Below are 19380 nucleotides of genomic sequence, written 5' to 3' on the forward strand. Positions count from 1 at the left end.
CGCGATAGAAAGATAGATAAACAACCATAACTAACAGTAGTTACAGCAACTGAAGTTGCAGAAACTAAAGCTGATAAAAGACAGCCGCTACAACAAGAGAGGAATCACTATGTCCAAGTTAAGAGTCGCCGTCGATGCCGGCGGAACCTTTACCGACGTGTGTATTTATAATGAAGAGACTCAAGCGTTCCGCGTCACCAAGGTTCCTTCCACGCCAAGCAACCCCAAGCAGGCCGTGATCGACGGGGTGCGGCGTGGCGAGATCGATCTGTCGGACGTGGATCTGTTCTTCCACGGCACCACCGTTGCCACCAATGCGCTGATCACCCGTCGCTTCCCCAAGGCGGCACTGGTCACCACCAAGGGCTTTCGCGATGTGATCGAGATTCGCGACGGCACCAAGGACAATCTGTGGGATGCCTACGAGGATGTGAGTGGGCCCTATATCCGCCGTCGCGATCGTTTCGAGGTGACCGAGCGCGTCGACTACGCCGGTGAGGTCGTGACCCCGCTGGATGAGGAGGAGGCCCGCATCCTGGCTCGCAAGCTCAAGCGGCGTGGTGCCACCACGGTAGCGGTGTGCTTCATCAACTCCTATGCCAACGCCGGGAACGAGAAGCGCATGCGGGAGATCCTCGAGGAGGAGATTCCCGAGGCGAGCGTCTCGACGTCATCGGATATCCTGCCCGAGATATTCGAGCATGATCGCTTCAATACCGCGGTGGCGAATACGGTGCTGGGTCCGCTGGTGTCGGACTACGTCAAGCAGCTCGACGATGAGTTGAGTGCGGGCGGCTACGACAACGACCTGCTGCTGCTGCACTCCGGTGGTGGCTCGATGACCCCGGCCATGGCGAAGCACTTCCCGGTGCGCCTGGCGGCCTCCGGTATCGCCGCGGGGGCGATCGCCGCCAGGCATATCGCCGAGCAGTGCGGGTATCAGAATGCCGTCGGGCTGGATATGGGGGGCACCTCCACCGATATCTCGCTGATCCATGATGGTGAGCTGCGCGTGACCAAGCAGTGGGGAGTGGAGTATGGGCACCCCATCGTGTTTCCGAGCATCGAGGTACTGACCGTCGGTGCCGGCGGGGGCTCGCTGGCGCATATCGACATCGCCGGGGCCCTGCGCAATGGCCCGCAGTCTGCCGGTGCCGACCCGGGTCCGGCCTGCTATGAGCGTGGGGGCACGGAGCCGACCAATACCGATGCCAACCTGGCGCTGAACCGTCTGGGCACCGTGCTTGCCGGCGGCGCACTCGAGCTGAATCGGGACAGGGCGACCCAGGTCATCGAGGAGCGTGTCGGCCAGCCGCTGTCGCTGGATACGGCCGAGGCGGCACAGGCGGTCATCCAGGTGGCGAATGCCAACATGGCCGATGCGGTGCGGCTGGTATCGATCCGCCGTGGCCTGGACCCGCGTGACTTCGCCCTGATCGCCTTCGGCGGTGCTGGTGCCCTGCACGGTGCCGAGGTGGCCAAGGAGCTGGGTATCCCGGCGGTGATCGTGCCCCCCAATCCCGGGGTGACCTCGGCGATGGGGTGCCTGCTGGTGGATATCCAGCACGACCTTTCGATGATGTATACCGCGGCGGCGGAGAGTGCCGACCTGGAAGACCTCGAGCGCCAGTTCCGGTCGCTGGAGGATGAGGCGGTGGACAGGCTGCGCCACGAGGGCGTCGCCGATGCCGATGTGGTCCTGCAGCGTGGCATCTCCATGCGCTATCAGGGTCAGTGGCGTTCCCTGCAGGTGGCGATGGGCAGTGGGGATGCGTCACTCGAGGATGCCATCGAGATGTTCCACCAGGAGCATGAGCGGCAGTTCTCCTTCCGCCAGAATGCGCTTCCCGTCGAGATCTACCAGCTTCACCTGCGTGCCGTGGGCAAGACCCCCAAGCCGGAGTTTCCGCGCAGTGAGCGCCAGCCGGGTGCCCAGGCAGCGCCGCATGCACACCGCGAGGTCTACTTCGAGGGGCAGTGGCACCAGACGCCGGTCTACGATCGGACAACCCTGCCGGTAGGCTTCGAGTTCTCCGGTCCCGCCATCATCGACCAGCTGGACTCCACCACCGTGGTACCGCCCGATACGCTGGCATCGATCGATGAGTGGAAGAATATTCGCATTCAACTGATTCAGTCGGGAGAGGAGGCATGATCATGGCACATACCCACAAGGACAACGCTCTCGATCCGGTTACCTTCGAAGTCCTCAAGAACGCCTTCGCCACCAGCGTCGACCTGATGAGCGAGCAGATCCTGCGTACCTGCTACTCGTTCGTCATCTATTCGCGCGACTTCTCCTCCGCGCTGTGCGATGCCCAGGGCAATACGGTCATGCAGGGCAGCGGCGACATCGCGGTGCACGTCGGTACCCTGCACTTCCAGTGCAAGGCGGTGCTCGAGGAGTTTGCCGACGATATTCACCCCGGTGATGTCTTCGCCATCAACGACCCTTACCGTGGCGGTACCCACCTCAACGATGTCAGCTTCATTCGCCCGATCTTTTCCGAAGGGCAGATCATCGGCTTTGCCCAGAACAAGGGGCACTGGGCGGATATCGGCGGCAGCGTGCCGGGCTCCTTCGATGTCAACGCCAGCACCCACTTCAGCGAGGGGCTTCGCATCACGCCGGTGCGTGTCTGGCGCGAGGGCGTGTTTCTGCACGATGTCGCCCAGCTGCTGGTCTCCAACACCCGTGCCCCGGCCCAGGCCCTGGGGGACCTACAGGCCCAGGCAGAGGCCACGGCGGTCTGTGAGCGTGAGGTGCTGCGTCTGGTCGACAAGTACTCCAAGGCCACCGTGGTGGCGGCCATGCAGGAGACCCAGGACTATGTCGAGCGTGTCGTGCTCAAGAGTCTGGCGGGAATGCCCAGGGGCGAGTGGAAGACGGTCGACTATATCGATGCCGACCCTGCGCTGGGTGAGGGGATGGTGCCGATTCGCATCAAGCTGACGCTGGATGGCAACGGCATTCACTATGACCTGTCGGGTTCGGCGCCTGCGGTCTCCACCTTCCTCAACTCCAGCTATGGCACGACCCACTCCGCCATCTACGCGGGTACCAAGACCTTCTTCCCCGATGTTCCGCTCAACTCCGGCTTCTATCGCGCGGTGACGGCCAATATCGGTGAAGAGGGCAGCGTGGTGAACGCGGGCTGGCCCCATGCGGTTACCGGTTTCTGCTCCGGCCCCTACGAGAAGGTCATGAACGGTATCTTCGAGCTGTGGAGCGGGGTCATGCCGGAGCGTGCCATGGCCTGTGCCTTCAACCTGGAGTACCTGCTGATCGGCGGTAATGATGGACGCACCGGCAGCGGCGACTACTTCATGTGGTATGACTGGATGGCCGGCGGCTGGGGCGGTCGTCAGACCAAGGACGGCTCGTCGGCCACTTCGCCGGTGTTCGGCACCGGGCTGGCGGTTCAGCCGGTGGAAGGGCAGGAGAGGCTGAACCCCGTACTGACCATGTGTCACGAGATCAGCATGGACTCGGCCGGTCCGGGCCGCTTCCGCGGGGGCTGTGGTGTCGAGAAGGGAGGCAGGCTGACCCAGGTCGACAAGACGGTGATGAGCTACTGCTGTGACCGCGGCCGTTCGGTGACCTGGGGGGTGAATGGCGGGCTGCCCTCCGTGCCGCACGGGGTGTGGATCAACAAGGGAACGCCGGATGAGAAATACCTGGGGGCCACCTTCTCGAACGTGACGGTCCGCTCCGGGGATACCTTCACGCGCCCCTCGGCGGGTGGCGGTGGCTTCGGTGACCCGCTCGAGCGCGATGCACAAGCGGTGTTGGAGGATGTGATCGATGGCTACGTATCCGTCGAGCGCGCCGAGTGCGACTATGGCGTGGTGATCCAGGTCAACGACCCCGATGTCGATGACTATGTGATCGACACCGAGCGCACCGCCAGGGCCCGCGAGTGGATCCGGGCGAATCGGCGGGAGTGGTTGCAGACCCCACCAGAGGACGTCGCCAAACAGTATCGAGATGGCAAGCTGAATGTCCTTGACGTGATTCGTCGCTACGGCGTGGTGCTGGACTGGGGCACCGGCGAGCTGCTGGAGACGTCGACGCAACAGTATCGTGACTCGCTGGCCAAGCGCTCATCCAGTTTCTGGGCGTGATATTGCGATCGCGAAGGTGAACGGCGAGACTTCGGTAGGACCCTGGCCCGATGAGTCCGGGCGGGGCCTCCGGAGTCTCGCCTTCGTTGCGACACGCCCAGACACGGCGCGTTAACAGAGAGAGGAGCGGCATGAATACAACGACGACAATGCCAGAATCCGCCGGGTTGCCAGGAGCCGCCGATTTACCGGGAACCACTGATTTACCAGGAACCACTGATTTGCCTGGAACCTCAAGGCCGACAGGGCCCGAGGGAGGCACAAGGCCCGACACACGGTTGAGTTCCAACTCCCAGGAATGCTGGACGCAGATCATTTCCGATACCTACTTTCCGTTGACCCTGAGCTACGGTGGCCATGAGGAGGATGCCTTCCAGGGGTCGCTGAAGGTCTGGAAGGCGGCGGGTAGCGACTACTCCCTGTCTCGCCTCACCTCCGACAGGGCCGAGTATTCCCGCTCGCGCTCGCAGATTGCCGAGGATAGCCAGGCCTCGTTTCTGGTGACGATCCCGCTGCGGGCCCGGGTGTTCTTTTCCCAGCATGGAAGAAACCTGAACTGCCCACCGGGCCACTTCATCGTCGAGCAGGGCGATGCGCCCTATCGGTTCGGCTATGCGGCGCCCAATGATATGTGGGTCTTCAAGGTGCCCGAGGAGTCGATGAAGTCCCGCATTCGGCGCCCGGAACGCTATTCGCAGCACTGCTTCTCCGCCCAGGAGGGCATCGGCTGTGCCTTCGTCGAATTCCTGAAGATCTGCTCACTGCATGTGAACGAGTGCAGCGTGGAGGATCAGAGCCGCCTGTTCGAACAGGCCCTGGGCATGCTGTCGATGGTGCTGGAGCAGGATGAGCGGGTGCTGAACAGCGACCAGTCGCATCTGAAGACCGCCCATTTGATGCGGATCGAGCGCTATATCTCGGCCAATCTGGGCGACCCTGAGCTGTCACCCGCGCGTATCGCCCATTTCTGTGGCATCTCCCTGCGCTATCTGCACAAGCTCTTCGCCGGGTCCGGATATACGGTCGCCGAGTGGATACGCGCCCAGCGGCTGGAGGCCGCGCATCGCGAGCTCGAGTCGCTCCCCCTGGGGGTCAATATCGGTGAGGTGGCCTACCGCTGGGGATTCTCTGAACAGGCGCAGTTCAGCCGCGCGTTTCGCAGGCGGTTCGGCTATTCCGCCAGCGAGCTGCGGGATCGCCTGGGGTGAAAGTCAGCGGTGTAGTTCCTGAATTCACGCAATAAGAGCAGCAGCTGCGGTAGCCAATCGTTCACCGCTAATAGAAAGCGCTAACAGAAAAGGAGGCAGTCCTGCCATGCAGAGAGCCCAGGCCGTGAGCCAGCTTCAGATCGACGACAGTCAGGTGATCGTGACCCGTTGGGACTTTCCCCCCGGGTCGGAGACCGGCTGGCATCGCCATGAGCATGACTATGTGATCATCCCGTTGACCGACGGCCGGATGCGGCTTGAAACGCCCGAGGGGGAGCGCGAGGTGACCCTCGAGGCGGGCGTTTGCTATAGGCGAGTCGAGGGCACGGAGCATAACGTCACTAACGATGGCGAGGCGCCTTTTGCCTTCGTCGAAGTGGAGATCAAGCAGTAAGGAGGCAGGAAGGCAGGAAGTAAGAAAGCAGAGTGGCAGGAGGCGAGACGCCGCCTGCCGAAGCGGTGTAACTCGGCGACCAGATGGGTCTCAGCAGCAGCCCCGGAGCGAGTGGTATAAGCGCGAGTGGCACCCGGCATCGGCAGGCCCTGGCTAGCCCCGGCGCAAGCGCGTGTCAGGGCCACAAGGTCAGGGCCACAAAGCCATTGGCAGTGCCCCGTACCGGGCGTATGATTCGCGCGCTCAGCATGTCGTGGGCGTGATATAACATCCGCTACAAGGCCTCATGAGCCTCGAACACCACCCGACTCCTCCCCCTAACCCCCTCCCGTACGAGGCATGCATCAATGTCGCGGCAACTGCTGGCTCTGGCCCTCGCTCCCTTGTTGGGGCTCTTCATTCTCGGTATCGGTAACGGCTTTCTGGCCACGGTGATCACGCTGCGCCTGGATGCCGCGGGTGAATCGGCGGCGGTGATCGGCTGGGTGTCGGCGGCCTACTTCATGGGCCTGGCGCTTGGGGCCCTGTTGAATGACCGCATGCTGCTGCGCATCGGCCATATCCGCGCCTACGGCAGCTTCGCCTCGCTGGTGGCGGTCACCGTGATCCTGCAGGGGCTGGTGGAGGCCCCCTGGGCCTGGTTTTTCCTGCGCCTGATCGGTGGCTGGGCCACGGTGGGGGTCTATCTGGTGATCGAGAGCTGGCTGCTGGCCTCGGGGGAAGCCCGGGTGCGTGGCCGGCTGCTCGCCCTCTACATGATCTCGCTCTACGCGGCAGGCGTGCTCGGTCAGTTGCTGCTGGGTGTCACCGAGGCCATGGGCGGGGCGTCGTCGTTTATGGTGATCGGCATGCTGGCTTCGCTTTCGGTGCTGCCCATGGCGATGATCCCTCAGTTCACGCCCATGATCGAGAAGGCCGAGCCGCTCTCGCCGTTTCGCCTGGTCATGCTGACCCCCACCGGTGTCATGGGCAGCTTCGGTTCCGGGTTGATCGTGGCAGGGGTCTACGCCCTGTTGCCGCTTTACCTGCAGCGCGCCGGCTTCTCGGTCGACCGCGTCGGCCAGATGATGGCAGTGGTGATACTCGGCGCAATGGTGCTGCAATACCCCGTGGGACGCTGGTCCGATCGTCATGACCGTCAGCTGGTGCTGATTCTGATCTCCGCCTTCTGCGCGTTGATCTCGGCGGCGGTGCTCTGGTTACCGCTGAATAGCTGGGGCCTGGCCGGGCTGCTGTTCCTGCTCGGTGGCGGCGTGTTCTCGTTCTATCCGGTCGCGCTGGGCCATGCGGCCGACCGCGCGCCGGCGGGCGCCTTGGTGCGCATGAGCCAGGGCCTGTTGCTGATCAACGCGATCGGCTCGGCGCTCAGCCCGCCGCTGATCTCGCCGGTGTTGGGGAAGCTGGGCGATGCCGGTCTGTTCTGGAGCTTCGGAGCGCTGGGCATCTGCCTGGTGCTGTTCTTCGCCTGGCGGCGTAGTGTGCGGCCGGCGCCGATGCCGGTGGCGCCCTTCCATGCCGGTACGCCGATGACGGCGAGCGGCGCCGAGCTGGTTATCACCGAGGATCTGGTCAAGGGTGCCACCGAGCATGAATACAAGGAGGACCTTACCGACCTGGTGCCGGATGTGGAGGTAGCCGAGCCCCTGGTGGGACCGCCGCTGCCGGATGAGACCTGTGTCGCTCACTACCCCGAACCAGACGATGGCGAAGAGCCGGTTCAGCATGCGCTGCCGGGTATCGAATCGGTCGAGGCCTATCTGGCGGTGTCGGAGGCGCTCGAGCCGGGCTGAGGTATCTGCATGTTTAAGACCTTGGGATAATGGTCGACGGAAAGTAGTGAATCTACTATCGCCGTTATCATTTTTCCCGAGGTGCTTCGATGACTCCCTTTGCCGCTCCCGTCCGTGACCTTCGCTTCGTACTGGAAGAGCTGCTCGAACACGGCTCGCTCGCACTGCCCGGCTTCGAGGAAACCAGTCCCGATCTGGTGGAGGCGGTGCTGGAGGAGGCCGCCAAGCTGGCCGGCGAGGTCTGGGCACCGCTCAATGCCAGCGGCGACCAGCAGGGCTGCGCCCGTCGTGAGGATGGCAGCGTCGGCGTGCCCGATGGCTTTGTCGAGGCCTACCAGGCCTATGCCGAGGGGGGATGGAACGGCATCGGTGTCTCCGAGGCGCTGGGCGGCCAGGGGCTTCCCGAGGTCGTGGCAAGCTCGGTGCAGGAGATGCTTCACGGTGCCAACATGTCACTGGGGCTGTGTCCCATGCTGACCGCCGGTGCCATCGAGGCGCTGGCTCACCACGGCAGCGAGGCACTGCGTACCACCTACCTGCCCAGGCTCGTCGAGGGGAGCTGGACGGGCACCATGAACCTGACCGAGCCCCAGGCCGGTTCCGATCTCTCCAAGGTGCGCACACGTGCCGTGCCCCAGGAAGATGGCAGCTATCGACTCTTCGGCCAGAAGATCTTCATCACCTGGGGCGAGCATGATGCCGCCGAGAACATCATTCACCTGGTGCTGGCGCGCAAGCCGGATGCCCCCGAGGGCAACAAGGGCATCTCGCTGTTCGTGGTGCCGAAGTTCCTGGTTAACGTCGATGGCTCGCTGGGCGAACGCAACGATGTGGTCTGCGCCTCCATCGAGCACAAGCTGGGCATCCATGGCTCGCCTACCTGCACCCTGAGCTTCGGCGAGCAGGAGGGCGCGATCGGTTACCTGGTAGGCGAAGAGGGGCGTGGCCTCAACCATATGTTCACCATGATGAACGAGGCGCGTCACAAGGTCGGCATCCAGGGGATCGGCGTGGCCGAGCGCGCCTGCCAGCATGCCGCCGCCTACGCCCTGGACCGCACCCAGGGGCGCAGTCCGCGCTCGGGGCGCGATGACTGCGCCATCAGCGATCATCTGGATGTGCGGCGCATGCTGCTCTCCATGCGCGCGCGCACCGATGCCCTGCGGGCCCTGGCGCTCTACTGCGCCGCCCAGCTCGATGTGGCGCGGCATGCGGCGGATGATACCGAGCGCGCCGCCGCCCAGGCGCGTGCCGAGGTGCTGATCCCGGTGGTCAAGGCGTTTTCGACCGACCAGGCAGTGGAGATCGCCTCCCTGGGGGTTCAGGTCCACGGTGGCATGGGCTTTATCGAGGAGACCGGCGCCGCCCAGCTGCTGCGCGATGCGCGTATCGCGCCCATCTACGAGGGCACCAACGGCATTCAGGCCCTGGATCTGGCTGGACGCAAGCTGCAGCGTGATGGCGGTGCCGCCCTCGAGGGGCTGCTCGGCGATATCGATACCACCGTGGCATCGCTCGAGGCCAGCGACGAACTGGCCGCACTGGGCGAGAGCCTGGCGGCTGGTGTCGCCGATCTGCGTGCCGCCATGGCCACGGTGCTGGAGGCGGGCGCCGACCCGGAGAGCGGGGCCGACGCCGTTCAGGCCTACGCGACCCCCTTCCTGAGCCTCGCCGGGCACGTGCTGTGCGCCTGGCAGATGGGCCAGGCAGCGCTCAAGGCCAGCGCCGCCCAGGCCGGCGGCAATGCCGATCCGTTCTACGTCACCAAGCGCCAGAGCGCCGACTATGTGATACGTCAGTGGTTGCCGGTGGGTCGTGCACAGCGCGCGGTGATCGAGGCCGGCATGGCCAGCCTGGCCGCCTTCGACGTCGCCCACTAGTGTCAACACTAGGCCTGCGCCGCCGGCTCCAGCCGGCGGCCTCCCTATCCGCCATGCGCCACTCTCGCCCCCATAACAACTCGACAGGAGCATGAACAGCCCGACAGGGTCATGCGCCAGATCACGGAGCCACTCATGAGCCAGAGCATTTTCGAACAGGGTCTGCCCAGGACCGCCGCCAACCACGTACCGCTCTCACCGCTGACCTTTATCGAGCGTACCGCCTCGGTCTACCCGGACTACCCCGCGGTGGTCTATGGCGAGTTGCGCCGCGACTGGGGCACCACCTGGGAACGCTGCCGTCGACTCGCCTCGGCCATCGAGAAGCGTGGCATCCGGCCCGGGGAGACCGTGGCGGCCATGCTGCCCAACGTGCCGGCGATGTTCGAGGCCCACTTCGGCGTGCCGCTGTCCGGCTGCGTGCTCAATACCCTGAATATTCGCCTGGATGCCGATGCCATCGCCTACATGCTGGAGCATGGCGAGGCCAGGGCGATCCTGGTCGACCCGGAGTTCGCCGATGTCATCGAGGAGGCGGTCGGCAAGCTCGACAAAAAACCGCTGATCATCGATGTGGCCGACCCCGAGTTCGTGCCCGAGGGGAGAAGCATCGGCGAGCTTGAATACGAGGCGCTGCTGGCCGAGGGTGACCCGGACCATGCCTATCGTCTGCCCGAGGATGAGTGGCAGGCGATCTCGCTCAACTACACCTCCGGCACCACCGGCAAGCCCAAGGGGGTGGTCTACCACCACCGCGGTGCCTACCTGAATGCCACTAGCAATATCCTGGTGTGGGCGATGCCGCACCACCCGGTGTATCTGTGGACCCTGCCGATGTTCCACTGCAACGGCTGGTGCTTCCCCTGGACCATCGCCGCTGCCGCCGGCACCAATGTCTGCCTGCGCAAGGTCGAGGCCAAGCGCGTGATGGACCTGATCGCCGACGAGCAGGTGAGCCACTTCAGCGGCGCCCCCATCGTGCTGAATGGACTGGTCAACCTGCCCGACGAGCAGAAGCGCGACTTCGATCACCCGGTGAAGGTCACCACGGCGGGCGCGGCGCCGCCCGCCTCGGTGATTGCAGGCGTCGAGACGCTCGGTATCGACGTGACCCACGTCTACGGCCTCACCGAGGTCTATGGCCCGGTCACCTCCTGCGCCTGGCGCGCGGCATGGGACGAGCTGCCGATGGAGGAGAGGGCCAGGCTCAAGTCGCGTCAGGGGGTGCGCTACCACATGCTGGAAGCGCTGTGTGTGGCCGACCCCAACACCCTGGAGCCGGTGCCCAAGGATGGCCAGACCATCGGCGAGATCCTGATGCGCGGCAACAACGTGATGAAGGGCTATCTCAAGAACGAGGCGGCCACCGAGCAGGCCCTGGAGGGCGGCTGGTATCATACCGGCGACCTCGCCGTGTGGCATGCGGACGGCTATATCGAGATCAAGGATCGCTCCAAGGACATCATCATCTCCGGTGGCGAGAACATCTCCACCATCGAGGTGGAGGACTGCATCTACGCGCACCCGGCGGTGGAGGAGGCGGCCGTGGTGGCCAAGCCCGACGAGAAGTGGGGCGAAACCCCCTGCGCCTTCGTCAAGCTCAAGGTGGGCTATGGCGAGGTCACCGAGCAGGAGATCATCGACCACTGCCGTCAGCGTCTGGCGACCTTCAAGGCACCCAAGACGGTGATCTTCACCGAGCTGCCCAAGACCTCCACCGGCAAGATCCAGAAGTTCGTGCTGCGCGACGAAGCGCGCAAGCAGTAGCGAGAAGGAGCGAGAAGGGACTGTCCCCGGCAGTGGCGCCGATGCCAGCTCGGTCGGGGGACAGTCCCTGGCGGTTCTGACGGTTTGACAGTTGACGAGAAACAGATCACAGGAGAGTGCAGATGAGTGAGCAAGCGATCGGTGTGGTAGGCGCCGGCACCATGGGGCAGGGGATCGCCCAGGTGTTGGTACAGAGCGGCTTTTCGGTTCGGCTCTACGATGTGGCCGAGGAGCAGCTCCAGCGCGCGCGAGGGGCCATCGACAAGGGGCTGGGCAAGCTGGTCGCCAAGGAGAAGCTCGCCGCGGCCGACCAGGATGCCGCCCTGGCGCGTCTGGACACCACCACCGCGCTGGATGCCCTGCGCGACTGTGAGGTGATCATCGAGGCCGCCCCCGAGCAGCCGGCTCTCAAGGAGAAGCTGTTTCGCGACCTGAGCCGCCTGAGCCATGAGGCGATCCTGGCCTCCAATACCTCCTCGCTGTCGCTGACCCGCCTGGCCGCCGTCTGCGAGCGCCCGGAGCGGGTGGTGGGCATGCACTTCTTCAACCCGGTGCCGGTGCTCAAGCTGGTCGAGGTGATCCGCGCCGAGCAGACCAGTGATGCCACCGTGGCGCGCATCGAGGAGCTGACCCAGGCGCTTGGCAAGACCGCCGTGGCGATCGCCGACTCCCCCGGGTTTGCGGTCAACCGCCTGCTGGTGCCGATGATCAACGAGGCCGCCTTCCTGCTCCAGGAGGGGGTGGCCAGCGCCGCGGACATCGACGCTTCCATGAAGCTGGGCGCCGCCCACCCCATGGGGCCGCTGGCCCTGGCCGACCTGATCGGTCTGGATGTCTGCCTCTCCATCATGGAGGTGCTGCAGGAGGGCTTCGGCGATCCCAAGTACCGGCCCTGTCCGCTGCTCAAGCGTATGGTGGATGCCGGCTATCTGGGCCGCAAGAGTGGCCGTGGCTTCCACGTTTACTCCTGAACACTCGCCTGGCGGGCCGGTATCGGGGGGCCGGCTCCGCCGGGCGAAGGCGCCGCCAGGCGCCCTTGGGAGAGCCTCATACCCTGACTGGATCAACCAAGGAAGCATTGCCGCCCAACCTAGCGTTCGCTAGGGTTGGGCGGTATCGTCTCAACACCACGCAACAAGAATCCGAGGAGTCCTACCCATGAGCGAGAAGCTGATCGATGTGATCGACAACGCCGGTCTCGTGCGCCTGACCATCAATCGTCCCAAGGCACTCAACGCCCTGAACAGCGACGTGCTGGCCGAGCTGGAGCACGTGCTGGCCGATCTGGAGGGCCGCGCCGACCTGCGTGCCATGGTGATCACCGGTGCCGGCGAGAAGTCCTTCGTGGCCGGCGCCGATATCGCCGAGATGCGGGAGAAGACCCCCGAGCAGGCTCGGGACTTCGCCCGCCAGGCGCTGGATACCTTCAAGCGCCTGGAGACCCTGCCGGTGCCTACCGTGGCGCTGGTCAACGGTTTCTGCCTGGGTGGCGGCTGCGAGCTGGCCCTGGCCTGTGACTGGGCGGTGGCCAGCGATAACGCCATCTTCGGCCAGCCCGAGGTGCTGCTCGGTGTGATCCCCGGCTTCGGCGGCACCCAGCGTCTGCCGCGCCGTGTCGGCCCGGCCATGGCCATCGACCTGTGCACCACAGGTCGCAAGATCGACGCCAATGAAGCGCTGCGCATCGGTCTGGTCAACCGGGTGATGCCCCAGGCCGAGCTCGAGGACTATGTCGAGGAGCTGGCCAAGCAGCTGGGTGGCAATGGCCCGCAGTCGGTTCGTGCCGCCAAGCAGGCGATCCATGATGGCATGGACCAGGATCTCGATAGCGCCCTGGCCTTGGAAAATGCGCTGTTCGCCTTCTGCTTCGCCGGTGAGGAGCAGAGCGAAGGCATGAGCGCCTTCGTCGAGAAGCGCAAGCCGAACTTCTAAGGGCACTACTTCTAAGGGGCACTGTTTCTAAAGGGCACTGTCCCCGCTGGAGCAGCCGCAGCGCGGCCGTGGCAGAAGTGTCACGGCCGCCTTGCGTTGCAGGCGTGCCTTTGAGGCCCCTTTGCACTGGTTGAGTGACGGGCTATGGTGATAGCTGGCAGTAACGCTCTGAACCCCAGGATGGGAGAAAGCCGTCATGAAAGCACTGTTAGTTTCCGCGCTGCTATTTGCCATGCCAGTTTGGGCCCAGGCCGCCTGGCAACTGGACGAGGAGCACTCCTCGGTGCATTACGTCTCCATCAAGAATACCTCCACCGGTGAGATCAACAGCTTCGGCAAGCTCTCCGGCAGCATCGAGGAGCAGGAGAGCCGGGTGGTGATCGACCTCTCTAGTGTCGAGACCGGCATCGATATTCGTAATGAGCGCATGCAGGAGATGCTGTTCGAGACCGGTCAGTTCGGCGAGGCCGAGGTCACTATGGCGATGGGCGAGGAAGCCCTGTCGGACATGGAGGTGGGCGAGCGTCGTCAGGAAACCCAGACCCTGAGCCTGAGCCTGCATGGCGAGACGCTGGAGCTGGAGGCCGAGATGCAGGCGATTCGTCTCGACGACTCGACCCTGCTGATCAGCTCGGTGCACCCCGTGATCATCTCCGCCGAGGACTTCGGGCTGGGCGAGGGTGTCGAGGCCCTGCGCGAGGTCGCCGGGCTCTCCGCCATCAGCACGGCGGTGCCGGTCAGCTTCAATCTGGTGTTTACCCAGTGAGCGCCTTGAACCCTAGCGTCGCGCATGATGCAGCGGTTCGGCAGGTGCGGTAGTAGAGGGGCGCGCTTCAACATTGGAGCGCCTCGAGTCCTCGAGCTCACCCCCAGGCAACAATCCTGAAACACAACGCGGCCGTGGCAATTCTGCCACGGCCGCGTTGTGTTAAGGGTTCTGCTGATGGAGGTTACTTGGCGAACAGCTGGCCCATATCCTTGAACGCCTTGAACTCCAGGGCATTGCCGCAGGGGTCGAGCAGGAACATGGTGGCCTGCTCGCCCACCTGGCCCTGGAAGCGTACATGGGGCTCTATCACGAATCTCGTGTCGCGAGCCCTGAGACGCTCGGCCAGCGCTTCCCACTCCTCCCAGCCCAGCACCACACCGAAGTGGGGCACCGGTACGTCGTGGCCGTCCACCGGGTTGGTGTGAGCCTGCTCCTGGGTAGGCGTCTGAGGGTGTTCGTGGATCACCAGCTGGTGGCCGAAGAAGTTGAAGTCGACCCACTGCTCGCTCGAGCGACCCTCCTCCAGGCCGAACACCTCGCCATAGAAGGCGCGGGCCGCCGGCAGATCATGGACCGGAATCGCCAGATGAAACGGGGAGAGGCTCATAGCTTGGCCATGACCGTTTCGGCGCTGCTCTTGTCGACGCCCTTGTCGTCGACACCCAGATACTCGACCACCCCGTCGTTGACGATGGCGGCGAAGCGCTTGCAGCGAGTTCCCATGCCGCCACCGCTGGCGTCCAGCTCAAGCCCCAGCGCACGGGTCAGCTCGGCGTTGCCGTCGGCCAGCATGGTAATGGCCTGGGCGTTCTGGTCCTGCTGCCAGGCGCCCATCACGAAGGCGTCGTTCACCGCGAGGCAGGCGATGGTATCGACCCCCTGGGCCAGCAGCTTGTCGGCGTTGACCACGAAGCCCGGCATATGGGTGTTGGAGCAGCCGGGGGTAAAGGCGCCCGGTACCGCGAACAGCACCACCTTCTTGCCGCTGAAGAGTTCGCTGGTGCGAATGTCTTCGGGGCCTTCCGCGCCGTTGGTCTTGATCGTCACGTCGGGAATGCGCTCGCCGGTTGTAATCGTCATGGGGTCAGTCTCCCTTGTTGAAATGGGGTATTGCATCGCCAGTCTGCCTCGGAGCAGGGGGTTACGACAAACCTGGGGTGCTCACGTTGGGTGGTCTGGTCCTCGACGCCTATGACCTCTTCAGCCACCAGCGCGACGGCGCGCTCAAGATCGCCCTCGAAGCAACGTAAGGCCCCCTGGCATCACCCAGGCCGGGCGAAAACTCGCCTGGCCTACTGTTTTCGGTGATGTGGGAAATATCTTACAGTCTCACTTGCCGATAACGTATTTTGCTTCAGTATTGATCAGCAAGCACGAAAATAGGACATTGATCGGTTAGGATGTTGGCTATGGATGTGCTGGAAGATTGGGTAGGGGATAAGCTGGCGTCAACTAACGACCCAGAGCGGTCATGTCGGCAAAGGCAGCCAGCATGTTCACCGGTGTTATGCTGCATGCGCGGCGATTGGTGTTATGTAGCCGAGCAAAACTTAATGTTCGGTTATTTCAATGGCTTAGGTGATCTGCTAGCGCGTAGCATAACATTCTTGAACGCGCGTGCTCGTTCAAGTGGAATATCAAGCGTGCTGTATAATACAGCTGTTAGCACTACAGGAAGTTTCTTATGAGAGATTTAGGCCTAATGGGGGAAAGCACATTTAGCTTGTGGTGTGCGGATGTAGGTTTAATTCCTAACGGTTCTCAAGTTGATAAAACAGGATGGGACTTCTTTGTAGAATTCCCTTTTGATTCAGGGCTTACTCCTCATGAATTACATAAGTCACCATTTGAATGCAAAATTCAAGTCAAAGCAACGGATAAGAAAGATCGGAAGCTCCAAATTAGCCTCTTAAACCTAAGACGATTAATTACAGCTCAAATGCCAGCTTTCTTCGTCTTTATTGAATTTGACGGAAAAGAAGTGGCTCAAAGAGCTTTTGTGCTTCATGTAGATAACGAGCTTATATCAAAGGTTTTGAAAAGGCTTCATGAGATAGAGCAGAGTGAGAAAGATAATAACTTCAATAAGCGTAAAATGACTATCCACTATGATGAAAGCAATCTGTTAAGTCAATTGAACGGTGATGGCTTGAAAGATCGCTTATTACATCATATAGGCGACGATGTTTCCGAGTATATTGCAAACAAGAAGTCTCATTTGGAATCCACGGGTTACGAGGATGGATTTGCTCAGATAACATTTACAACTGAAGGGGAAGATAACCTAAAATCTTTAATAGACGTATCCCTTGGTATTGCGGAAGAAGTTGAAGTAGCAAAGTTTAAAGGCGTTGATACGCGCTTTGGTATATTGAGCAAAAACCCATCATTAAGTTCTGATGGCGGCAAATTAGCAATGCCGAATTTGGGTCCTACAGCGGAGGGTAAAATTAGATTTAGGGAAGACCGACTCTCTTCAGGGCTTGTGTTTGAATGTAAGTTTTACAATTCACCATTCAATGTTATGGTTCCAGATGAACTTAAGAAAATGAGAGTTGAGGGGGAATTTTTTGACCTAAAATTTACCCCGTATACTGGTGAAGCAAATTACTCATTTTCGTTTGGTGAAGGAATACGTCTTGAAGTTAAGAAATTTAGGGACGCCATTAGACTACTAAATTTACTAAGTACTTCTGGAAAAAAAGTCATTGCCGAACTGATTGTCGAAGGGTTGTCTAAATTAGAATTTTCAGTCGGTTGTAATGAGCAAGAGTTTGAGTTTTCCAAAGAGCTAAAATCGCTTGATAGTGCAGTAAAAATTATTGCAGATTTTGATTTTACGGACTTTGTTGATATTTCATTTGATGAAGTATCAAGATATGGAACCCAGATAAGCCAGATGGAAGGAATTCTAAGCTCGCCTTCAAATTTATTCAAGGTTGAGTTTGGAATAGATGGTGATGGATATGATCCTAGTAAAGAAACTGCCTGCTTATTCCTAGTGACTACTCCAATTGGCAGCCATGTTTTCGGAGTTATTATCGTACTCACTGGCGATGTTGAAGAGATCGAGAATGAAAGGTTTAGGTTGCTAACCAAAAATGTGGCTGTCGAGAAAAGAATAGTTTCTGAGAAAGATGAGTCTATTCCAAACGAAGATTTGGTATCAGCCATTGAAACCGTTGAAAAGCGCTATGATGAAAATTATTCGGTTGTCACAATGTTTGATAAAAAGTGCTAACAAGGCGCTGCTGTCGGACAAATTTTCCGCTGCGCTCCAAATTTGCCGCAGAGCGCGGCGTTAAATATCAGAAAAGCTCAATGGCCGCCCTTGCCGGAAGTTGCCATAGCTGCCTTTAACCACGCGGATAAAAAGCGGCACTCAAGAAGCGACACTCCCCACTTCGCTCCTCGTGAAGCGACAGGGAGTCGTATCCGCGCGAACTCTGGTACAATCGCGCGATGATTGAAGCAGACGGAGACACGATGGAAACGGAACTTAGCGAATTCGAGCGGCAGATGCGCCGTGATATCGACAGTTTCATGGACAAGGCCCAGGAGACTCGACGCAAGGCGGCGACCTCCGCTCCCGAGTGGCCCATCGAGGACGAGAGCAAGGCGAAGCCCAAGGCGCCACGCAGCAAGCCTGGCGGTTCGCCGAAGACAGGCCATCGGGTAAAGCTGGCCGTACGTACCAAGCAGCTCGAGATGGATACCGTGTTCGAGCATGTGTCGTCGAGCATCTCCAAGATCGAGGCACAGCTGGAAGCCGAGAAGGCCGCCCGCAAGGCTGGCTATCCCATTATCGGCTTCGTGATCGAAACGACGCGGCTGTAATCCCTGATCGCCTGGGATAGGCTTTGGGCATCTCTCGCCCAAGGAGTAGGAGCCGCCCGTGAGGATCACCCAGCTTTCTATCTATCCGGTCAAGTCATTGGGCGCCATCGCCCTGAACGAGGCCGAGTTGACTCCCGAAGGACTCGCCTGGGATCGCCGCTGGATGGTGGTCGACGATGTGGGGCGTTTCGTTACCCAGCGTCAATTGCCGGCCATGGCCGCCATTCGGGTCAGTCTCGAGGCCGATGCCCTGGTGTTGAGCCATCCGGATGCCGAGGCGTTGCGTGTCCCCCTGTCGGCAGAGGGGCAGGAACGACTGTCGGTCTATGTCTGGGAGGATCGCTGTGCCGCCCTGGATGAGGGCCCCGAGGCCAGGGAGTGGCTGGGCAGGGTGCTGGGCGATTTCCGGGGCAGTGGTCTGCGCCTGGTACGCTTCGCGCCCGACCAGCAGCGCCGGGTCGAGCCGCACTATCTCGCGCCGGGCGAGCAGGCCCATACCGGCTTTGCCGATGGCTATCCCTTCCTGGTGGTGGGCGAGGCCTCGCTTGCCGAACTGAACCGCCGCCTGGCTGCCAAGGGGCTCGAGCCGGTACCGATGAGTCGTTTTCGGCCCAGCATCGTGGTCGACCACGAATTGCCCTTCGTCGAGGATGGCTGGCAAGAGCTGGCCGCCGCCGAGAGTGGCTGGCGGCTGGGGCTACGCAAGCCCTGCCAGCGCTGCAAGATCACCACCGTGGATCAGCACAGCGGCGAGATCGACGTGCCGGGCGAGCCTCTGCGCACGCTGGTGGAGATGAATACCCGCCTGGCCCCGGGCGGATACTTCGGGCAGAACGCCATCCTGCTGGCAGGCGAGGGCCGGACGATCAGTGTCGGCGAGCCCCTGATGCCGAAGCCGCGCTGATTCTCTCGAGGCTACCCGCGTACTCTCGAGGCTCCCCCTTTACCCAGCCCGGTAGCTTCTAATGCCCACTGGTCGACTGGATCAGCGCCCGACGGTGCGATGAGTGATCAAGGCGCGAAGATATTCGGCCAGTGGCTATCGGCGGCCTCGATATTGCCGGGAATATCACGCTCCCAGCGCCACTGGATGAAGCGGCTGTAGTTCAGATAGAGCTTGTCGTCGACGATCTTCCACGCCTCGGGCACGGTCGAGGCGGCCTCGCCGCTGGCCGCGGCCCAGGCGCACCAGCCGCCGTACTGTGGGGCGTAGGTCTCGGGGTCGGCCTGGAAACGGTCGCGGTGCTCGGCGGAAGCGAACTGCCAGGTGGCATCTCGCCACTCGAGCTGGTGCTCCGGTGAGCCCGCCATCGGCCTGCCCTCGGTGAAGTAGGCCACCGGGTCGGTGCCGCCGATGGCCAGTCCGTCGCGCGTGAAGATGCGCCCGTCGGCGGTCGCCCCCAGCGACCAGGCCAGACCGACCATCAGGATGGCGGCCCTCCACCCCTGTGTGCGTTTCATGATTGCCTCCTCTCGACCCTGGGGTTACAGGGTTCTGTCGGGCAGCGGCTCACGACCTTACAGGTGTCATGACCGTGCTGGCGGCGTGCCCTGTGTGTCAACCTGCATCCATACACCGGCTCAGTGAGTTAAGCTCAATATCAGAGCCCGAGGTTCAGGAGCCCGTATCATGCCGAAACCGCCAACCGAGCTGCCCGATCATCAGGTCACGCCAAAT

16 protein-coding genes are annotated in these 19380 nt (G+C 61.9%); 13 read left to right on the forward strand and 3 right to left on the reverse strand.

The features are described 5' to 3' along the window. Positions 1-109: 109 nt before the first annotated feature. From IOC61_RS06255 to IOC61_RS06300, 10 genes are all read left to right on the forward strand, one after another. Complete coding sequence (locus IOC61_RS06255; protein WP_195688005.1) at positions 110-2155, forward strand: hydantoinase/oxoprolinase family protein; 2046 nt, start codon at positions 110-112, stop codon at positions 2153-2155. 2 nt (positions 2156-2157) lie between these two features. After that, positions 2158-4125 (forward strand): hydantoinase B/oxoprolinase family protein, encoded by a 1968-nt coding sequence (locus IOC61_RS06260; RefSeq protein WP_195688006.1) that lies wholly within the window; start codon positions 2158-2160, stop codon positions 4123-4125. 278 nt (positions 4126-4403) lie between these two features. Next, positions 4404-5333 carry a helix-turn-helix domain-containing protein gene (locus IOC61_RS06265; RefSeq protein WP_229332971.1) on the forward strand — a complete coding sequence of 310 codons (930 nt, stop codon included), beginning with the start codon at positions 4404-4406 and terminating at the stop codon, positions 5331-5333. 106 nt (positions 5334-5439) lie between these two features. Next, positions 5440-5727, forward strand: coding sequence for a cupin domain-containing protein (locus tag IOC61_RS06270; protein ID WP_195688007.1), 288 nt, complete (start codon positions 5440-5442; stop codon positions 5725-5727). A 347-nt stretch (positions 5728-6074) separates the two neighbouring features. After that, positions 6075-7517, forward strand: a complete 1443-nt coding sequence (locus IOC61_RS06275; RefSeq protein ID WP_195688008.1) for an MFS transporter — start codon at positions 6075-6077, stop codon at positions 7515-7517. Positions 7518-7606: 89 nt separating this feature from the next. Further along, positions 7607-9397, forward strand: a complete 1791-nt coding sequence (locus IOC61_RS06280) for an acyl-CoA dehydrogenase (protein ID WP_195688009.1) — start codon at positions 7607-7609, stop codon at positions 9395-9397. Positions 9398-9532: 135 nt separating this feature from the next. Then, on the forward strand, positions 9533-11164 hold the full coding sequence (locus tag IOC61_RS06285; RefSeq protein WP_195688010.1) for an acyl-CoA synthetase: 1632 nt from the start codon (positions 9533-9535) through the stop codon (positions 11162-11164). 122 nt (positions 11165-11286) lie between these two features. Beyond that, on the forward strand, positions 11287-12135 hold the full coding sequence (locus tag IOC61_RS06290) for a 3-hydroxybutyryl-CoA dehydrogenase (protein WP_132041335.1): 849 nt from the start codon (positions 11287-11289) through the stop codon (positions 12133-12135). 187 nt (positions 12136-12322) lie between these two features. After that, complete coding sequence (locus tag IOC61_RS06295; protein WP_195688011.1) at positions 12323-13096, forward strand: enoyl-CoA hydratase-related protein; 774 nt, start codon at positions 12323-12325, stop codon at positions 13094-13096. A gap of 196 nt (positions 13097-13292) precedes the next feature. Beyond that, the gene (locus tag IOC61_RS06300; RefSeq protein WP_195688012.1) at positions 13293-13862 is read left to right on the forward strand and encodes a YceI family protein; all 570 of its coding nucleotides are present in this window, start codon (positions 13293-13295) and stop codon (positions 13860-13862) included. 184 nt (positions 13863-14046) lie between these two features. On the opposite strand, the gene IOC61_RS06305 is transcribed toward IOC61_RS06300, so the two are convergent. After that, positions 14047-14472, reverse strand: coding sequence for a VOC family protein (locus IOC61_RS06305; protein ID WP_195688013.1), 426 nt, complete (start codon positions 14470-14472; stop codon positions 14047-14049). Continuing rightward, positions 14469-14945, reverse strand: coding sequence for a peroxiredoxin (locus IOC61_RS06310; protein WP_195688014.1), 477 nt, complete (start codon positions 14943-14945; stop codon positions 14469-14471). The genes IOC61_RS06305 and IOC61_RS06310 overlap by 4 nt, the downstream gene beginning before the upstream one ends. Positions 14946-15549: 604 nt before the next feature. Here IOC61_RS06310 and IOC61_RS06315 point away from each other — a divergent pair. The 3 genes from IOC61_RS06315 (at position 15550) to IOC61_RS06325 (ending at position 18606) form a co-directional block, all read left to right on the forward strand. Further along, positions 15550-17106 (forward strand): DUF4365 domain-containing protein, encoded by a 1557-nt coding sequence (locus IOC61_RS06315; RefSeq protein WP_195688015.1) that lies wholly within the window; start codon positions 15550-15552, stop codon positions 17104-17106. A gap of 245 nt (positions 17107-17351) precedes the next feature. After that, positions 17352-17702 (forward strand): hypothetical protein, encoded by a 351-nt coding sequence (locus IOC61_RS06320; protein WP_195688016.1) that lies wholly within the window; start codon positions 17352-17354, stop codon positions 17700-17702. A gap of 58 nt (positions 17703-17760) precedes the next feature. Then, positions 17761-18606, forward strand: coding sequence for an MOSC domain-containing protein (locus tag IOC61_RS06325; RefSeq protein WP_195688017.1), 846 nt, complete (start codon positions 17761-17763; stop codon positions 18604-18606). 107 nt (positions 18607-18713) lie between these two features. Here the strand turns inward: IOC61_RS06325 and IOC61_RS06330 are convergent, their stop codons facing one another. Continuing rightward, a complete protein-coding gene (locus tag IOC61_RS06330; protein WP_195688018.1) occupies positions 18714-19163 on the reverse strand; it encodes a YHS domain-containing (seleno)protein in 450 nt (149 codons plus the stop codon). Positions 19164-19380: the final 217 nt, after the last annotated feature.

Origin of the sequence: Halomonas sp. KAO (genome assembly GCF_015595025.1) — a bacterium.
In the GTDB taxonomy this organism is placed as follows: domain Bacteria; phylum Pseudomonadota; class Gammaproteobacteria; order Pseudomonadales; family Halomonadaceae; genus Halomonas.